We start from the raw sequence: 6,000 nt of genomic DNA, 5'->3' as shown, positions 1-6,000 counted from the left end.
TTTGCTGGTATCATTAATTCCGAGCTTAAACTATGACTTTTGCAAGAGGTCTATTCAATGCCAAGTTTTGTTCATACCGTACCTTTATGTACAGCCGTCCTGCTCTCACTTAGTATCAGTGCTTGTAAGCCTACAAGCACTGCCGTCAGTAATAGTGACACAGAAAACTGGTCATGCCAGTCTCAAGATGCGCCGTTTTCTTACAGTGCTTGTCGCATTACAGCGGAAGCATTGAGCGATGGACGTTACGCATTAAAGCTGTTTTGGCAGCAGTCTGAGAGTGATGAGCCACTGCTGACTTTCGATAACTTATTATCGACTTTACCAGACAATCAAACACTGAGCTTTGCCACCAATGCAGGTATGTATAATAAAGACTATGCGCCGATTGGCTATACCACTATTGAAGGCAAAGAAGTTCGCGCGTTGAACCTCAATGAAGGTGGCGGTAATTTTCATTTACTGCCCAATGGGGTCATGTGGTGGGATAAGTCTGGGAAGGTACAAATCACGGAAAGCAACGCCTTAGATGAGCTGCTTAAAAATGGTGAAGCACAGCCATGGTATGCCACCCAATCTGGCCCAATGCTGGTTATCAATAACGAGATACATCCACAATTCAAACCTGACAGCACCTCACTCAAGATTCGTAATGGTGCAGGCGTTTGTAGTGATGGCAGTATACAGTTTGTGAATAGCGATGAGCCTGTCAGCTTTTATGAGTTTGCTGAACTGTTTAAAGACGATTTAAGCTGCCCAAATGCGCTGTTTTTAGATGGTGGTATTGCGTCGGCATTATACGCACCCAGTATTGATAAACATGATAAAAAAGAGATGGGCGTTATGATTGGCGTGGTAGAGACTGGTATTGAATAAATGCTTTTAGCTTATTTCGATACTGACTTATGATGCCAAATGCTTTTCATGCGCCAATCGTATTTCTGCAGCAAGTTTTAGCCATTCGTGATTCAAAAATCTTTTATAAAATTGTGCTTGAAGCTTTATTTTGAAACGATAGAATCGACTGGCATTAAACTGCTGCAAGTGATGATTTATATCATTGATAAAACAGTCTTCATTAAATCCCGACCAAACAGTAGGTATTGGCATAAGAAGATTACCAATACAAATAGGGGCAACTTCAAAATAGAGCATATACTCTAACGCTATAATATCAACGTGTGCCACTCGCCTAGCGATAAACTCATAAGATATCTCAGTGTCTAAAAATAGATCTGATAATGCGACCCACACGGCTTCTTGATTATTTAACCTACCCATAATTAGGGCGTGTTGAGCATTCAAATATTAGGACTGCTGATCGCTAAAATTGCACCAAACTAGGCGCAAGTCGACGATAATGTCGAGACCTTGGCTAGGATTGCAACAACGTTTGGGGTGATTTTAGCCTCAGCCTTGAGAACGGCTCCAGCAAAGCACTGCTTTGCCCGTTTGCAAGGCGAGAGCTATGCTCGAGTGGAGGGCAGTACTCTTTTTTGCCAATACATGGCGAAATTGTTTAACCTAGAATGACTAGGTATCAAAAATTTCACTGCATATTGTCTAAAAAATAGTCACTGCCAGCACCACATTTGAATGTTCAACACGCCCTAACCTTATAGCGTCTTTCAGCTCTGGTCTTAACGAGCCAAATAACCCGTCATTTCTTCCACGCCATGCAATGTCATAGAGTACATTTTATTGTCCATTAATTTTTTTATCTCAACGATGGTCTGCGTATATTGCCAGTAAGCAGGATTTTCTGGATTCAGCCAAGCCACTTTATCAAAATGAGCCAATACCCGTGTCAGCCATACAATACCTGCCTCATCATTCATATATTCCACACTGCCACCCACTGTCATGAGCTCATATGGCGACATGGATGCATCACCGACGAATATCACGCGATACTCCCGCCCATATTTATTTAGCAGCTCATACGTTGACATCGGCGCGCTATGACGGCGATTGTTGTCTTTCCACACATAGTCATACAGACAGTTATGGAAATAGAAAAACTCTAAAGTTTTGAATTCATTTTTTGCTGCAGAAAACAATTTCTCAAGCGCCTCAACATGGATATCCATACTGCCGCCCACATCAAACAGCATCAGCACTTTGACACGATTACGGCGCTCAGCCTGCATGTGAATATCGAGCACGCCTTTTTTTGCCGTGCGTCTGATGGTCTCATGAATATCAAGCTCATCAGCACTACCAGTACGGGCAAACTGACGCAGATTACGCAGTGCCATCTGTAGCTGACGGGTTCCTAATTGATTGTCATCATCTAGATTACGATATTTACGCTGCTCCCAGACTTTGGCCGCGCTGCGCTTACGTGACTCACCACCGACCCGAACGCCTTCTGGATGATCGCCATAAGCACCAAACGGTGAAGTGCCGCCAGTACCGACCCATTTACTACCGCCTTGATGGCGCTCTTTTTGTTCTTTAAGCCGCTCCTCCAGTGCTTTCATCAGCTCTTCGAGCGAGCCATATTTTTTTAGCAGTCGCCGCTGCTCTTCGGTCAGGTTTTTTGGGTCAAGCTTTAAGTCGAGCCACTCTTTCGGCACGTCCGTCAGCTTAGCCAATAGCTCGTCCATATCTAAACTATCGACACCCTCAAAATAATCTGCCATGGCGCGATCGAATTTATCAAAATGGCGCTCGTCTTTGACCATGCACAGCCGAATGAGCCGATACATGTCTTCGCGACTGGCAAAGGTAGTCAGCGATGAGTCTTCAGGATGCGGCTGCATCATCAGTCCTTTATCTAACGCCGCATTGAGGTCGAGCAGCTCGCGTGTACTGACTGGCACGCCGTAAGTACGCAAAGTGTAGAATAGTTTTATGAACATAAGAGTCGCATCACTTATTGGCTGATATGGTTATGATTTTGGCATTGGCACTCATGTTTATCATGGCTAATTTTTATCATAGCTACAACGCCCATACTCACGTTTAACGACGCATCATATTGGCAAAGCGCTGCAATAGGCTCACATCGGCTTCGTTTTTCAGTAACGCACCATACAACGGAGGAATTGACTTTTCACCGCGCAAGTTTTCTTCCAACTCGTTTTGTGCCATGTCATCAGCCAATAATAGCGTTAACCAATCGACCAATTCAGACGTTGATGGACGCTTTTTAAGTCCTTGAATATTACGCAGCTTATAAAAGATATCGAGCGCATCATTGACCAGTTTTTCTTGAATATCAGGGAAATGTACCTCGATGATTTGACGCATGGTTTGCTCTTCAGGAAAGTCAATATAATGAAAAAAGCAACGACGCAAAAACGCATCCGGCAACTCTTTTTCATTGTTCGACGTGATAATGACCACTGGGCGCTGCTCAGCCGTAATGGTCTCACCCGTCTCATACACATAAAAAGACATCTTATCTAGCTCATGCAGCAAGTCATTTGGGAACTCAATATCGGCTTTATCGATCTCATCAATCAATAACACCGTACGCTCTGTACTGGTAAAGGCATCCCATAGTTTGCCAGGCTTGATATAGTTGGCAATGTCATAAACCTTGTCATCACCCAATTGTGAATCACGCAGGCGCGATACCGCATCATATTCATATAGCCCTTGCTCGGCCTTAGTCGTCGATTTGACATGCCAAGTGATGAGCGGCATACCCAAACTCTCTGCTACTTCTTCGGCTAGTAGCGTCTTACCTGTACCTGGCTCACCTTTAATAAGCAGAGGTTTTTGCAAGGTCATCGCTGCATTGACCGCTAGCTGTAAATCATCAGTCGCAATATAATTGCTGGTTCCAGTAAAGCTTTTGTGAGTTTTATCAGTCATGCTCATAATCGAATCTCAGTTATTGTTATTCATTCAGGCTGTCAGAAGCCATCAAGTCATTAAAGGCAATTAGTGGAAAATAAACAATCATTTAGATTAGCACAGCCACACGTATTGCCAAAATACTCATGCGTTCGCAATTGCTAAACAACCCGATACAAAAACACGCTCCCATAAAAAAAGACACGCAAGGTGTCTTTTTTTATGGGATATTTTATTACGTTAACGCTTTAAATGTTTTTAATAGGCTTATTATTAACAACCATTTTATAACTTGTCTGACTTTTCTATTTTAGGTTTTTTAGTTAAGCTGCTGTCTTTTTTGAAACCAAAATCTGTTTCAGTATCAGAGGCCAAAGGCGTTTTAGGAGATTGCTGATCAATATCAGACGATTTTGTCAAATTGGCATTCTCTGGTAAATAACTACCTGTCGTCAGCTGCATCGTCGCTTGCGTATCTTCTGCACTTTTTCTACGGGCTTTTTCTAAGCTCGATTCAAAAGCACCACGGATAAGCTGCCAAATAAAACCAACAAACAATCCCGCCACTAGCACCACCAATATCGGTACCATACCAGCGATCGCGCCAGCAAAGTCTTTCATCATAATGGAATAGACCACATGAATACTAGCAGGTGCTAACACACTAGGGTCGTTCAGAGCCGTACTAGGCGCTAATAAAACAGCGAATAGTACCATCCACGTCATTCCACCCAATGGTTTGGGCAGCATACGAGCGACCAATAACCACAATATCAATACGATGATAACACCACCAAGATAAGCATACATTGGCAAATCTGCAGCTGGGACGTCTTTAACCATCTGCCCCCACCAAATAGCAATCTCGCCGAGAATATCACTGAGTGCTTCCAGTGGTAAAAGATGTACGATATTTTTTAACCAGTCCATGCGCGTTTCACTACCTGCGTTTATAAATCGTGCGTCAAGTTCTCGTGTTTACAGGTAAACAGTCCATACTACCCTACTATAAATAACACTGAACACATCATCAACATGCACACTTGATAGGCTGCTAGTTTATCACGACTTTCTACCAAAATGCATGTGGCCAAATGTTTATCAGACGTTTTATTGATTGCTTTCTAAAAAAAATATTTAAAACCATTAGACTACAAACCTTACAGGGTTAAGGCTTTAGTCGTAAATACTGTCTTGTGCTTCACGTGCCCGTAGCTCTGCTTGGCGGCGCATGACATCTTGAGGTGGCAACTGCACAAAATAGCCTTGTGACTGCAATTTTGCCAATACTTCCTCTTTGTCGACACGAGCCAGCGATGGCCTAGTAGCCAAATCCAGATGCATGACAAACTGGCTACGACCTAATCCTGCACGGAAATCTTTGGGCAATACCCCAAGCCAGTCTTTAATTTCGTCGGTATCATCAGGATAATCGGGACGTGCAATATAAATGTACATATCGTCATGTTTTGGAAATTTATAAATATCGCAATGCATAAAAACAACCTATCGGAAACTATCGCCATAGATTAGCATATTTCGGGTAAATATCAGTAGTCGCTTTGCGTTTTGGTATGGTAAACCATGCTAAAAATTTACGAAATAATTAAAATGATTCAATAATCATAAAACCACTCTATTTATCTATACAAGTATTCATAACTTTCATAGATAAATAGCGATTATGCTTATAAAAAGCCGTTTTTGCTAAAATTATCGATTTTAATGCGGCTAATGACTTGTAAAAACACCATTAACCTTTCATAATAAAGGCGTTTTTCAGGAGAGAGTTTGTCAGCACAATCTCGTATCAAGCCGCATTGGTCATACGACGTATATAATTGCTGCACAACCACCGAAGGCGCATCCACCCTGCCAATCGCTCAGGTAAAAGGACTGAAAAACAAATGTCATTATTTGTTTAGTTGTATGCCATCAAGCGTGCATGACACACAAACATAAGGCATAACAAATCTGGAGAGCGGTAAAAACGGACGACGTTTTACCCACCGAAGGGGAGAAAACACGCTATCATCAGTTATCGGTTTGTATTAAAACTCATAAATGCTGGCTCGTGTTGAAAATCTCAGGTCACAGGACAGATAGGGCTATTACTTAAACCGACGTTCAGCGTCCGTTTGGTTTACAGCTTTCTATTTATTCTCTGTGCCACCCTTTGATGTAATATTTGCA

General features: G+C 42.4%; 6 protein-coding genes and 2 riboswitches. Of the genes, 1 reads left to right on the top strand and 5 read right to left on the bottom strand.

Going from position 1 to position 6,000, the window contains the following annotated elements:
* Positions 1 to 57 precede the first annotated feature (57 nt).
* Positions 58 to 876: a phosphodiester glycosidase family protein gene (locus EI164_RS06090; protein ID WP_192519092.1), complete on the top strand. Its 819-nt coding sequence runs from the start codon at positions 58 to 60 to the stop codon at positions 874 to 876.
* A 27-nt stretch (positions 877 to 903) separates the two neighbouring features.
* Here EI164_RS06090 and EI164_RS06085 read toward each other — a convergent pair whose 3' ends face one another.
* The 5 genes from EI164_RS06085 to EI164_RS06065 all read right to left on the bottom strand — a co-directional run bounded on the left by EI164_RS06085 (position 904) and on the right by EI164_RS06065 (position 5,304).
* Complete coding sequence (locus EI164_RS06085; protein ID WP_192519091.1) at positions 904 to 1,281, bottom strand: hypothetical protein; 378 nt, start codon at positions 1,279 to 1,281, stop codon at positions 904 to 906.
* Between the two features lie 359 nt (positions 1,282 to 1,640).
* The gene (locus EI164_RS06080; RefSeq protein WP_192519090.1) at positions 1,641 to 2,864 is read right to left on the bottom strand and encodes a vWA domain-containing protein; all 1,224 of its coding nucleotides are present in this window, start codon (positions 2,862 to 2,864) and stop codon (positions 1,641 to 1,643) included.
* A 103-nt stretch (positions 2,865 to 2,967) separates the two neighbouring features.
* Positions 2,968 to 3,825: an AAA family ATPase gene (locus EI164_RS06075; protein ID WP_192519095.1), complete on the bottom strand. Its 858-nt coding sequence runs from the start codon at positions 3,823 to 3,825 to the stop codon at positions 2,968 to 2,970.
* Positions 3,826 to 4,092: 267 nt separating this feature from the next.
* Positions 4,093 to 4,737 carry a hypothetical protein gene (locus EI164_RS06070; protein WP_192519089.1) on the bottom strand — a complete coding sequence of 215 codons (645 nt, stop codon included), beginning with the start codon at positions 4,735 to 4,737 and terminating at the stop codon, positions 4,093 to 4,095.
* Between the two features lie 246 nt (positions 4,738 to 4,983).
* Positions 4,984 to 5,304, bottom strand: a complete 321-nt coding sequence (locus EI164_RS06065) for a YcgL domain-containing protein (RefSeq protein ID WP_192519088.1) — start codon at positions 5,302 to 5,304, stop codon at positions 4,984 to 4,986.
* A 273-nt stretch (positions 5,305 to 5,577) separates the two neighbouring features.
* A riboswitch (glycine riboswitch) is annotated at positions 5,578 to 5,716 on the top strand.
* A gap of 55 nt (positions 5,717 to 5,771) precedes the next feature.
* A riboswitch (glycine riboswitch) is annotated at positions 5,772 to 5,919 on the top strand.
* Positions 5,920 to 6,000 lie beyond the last annotated feature (81 nt).

Origin of the sequence: Psychrobacter sp. FME13, assembly GCF_014861395.1 — a bacterium.
Lineage (GTDB): Bacteria > Pseudomonadota > Gammaproteobacteria > Pseudomonadales > Moraxellaceae > Psychrobacter.
Note: the sequence above shows the minus strand (reverse complement) of the source record. Positions and strands in the feature narration are given on the sequence as shown.

What these genes read in the sequence shown, in the direction of transcription:
- EI164_RS06090 (WP_192519092.1), top strand. Translation starts at nt 58, where the DNA reads ATGCCAAGTTTTGTTCATACCGTACCTTTATGTACAGCCGTCCTGCTC.
- EI164_RS06085 (WP_192519091.1), bottom strand. Translation starts at nt 1,281, where the DNA reads ATGGGTAGGTTAAATAATCAAGAAGCCGTGTGGGTCGCATTATCAGAT.
- EI164_RS06080 (WP_192519090.1), bottom strand. Translation starts at nt 2,864, where the DNA reads ATGTTCATAAAACTATTCTACACTTTGCGTACTTACGGCGTGCCAGTC.
- EI164_RS06075 (WP_192519095.1), bottom strand. Translation starts at nt 3,825, where the DNA reads ATGACTGATAAAACTCACAAAAGCTTTACTGGAACCAGCAATTATATT.
- EI164_RS06070 (WP_192519089.1), bottom strand. Translation starts at nt 4,737, where the DNA reads ATGGACTGGTTAAAAAATATCGTACATCTTTTACCACTGGAAGCACTC.
- EI164_RS06065 (WP_192519088.1), bottom strand. Translation starts at nt 5,304, where the DNA reads ATGCATTGCGATATTTATAAATTTCCAAAACATGACGATATGTACATT.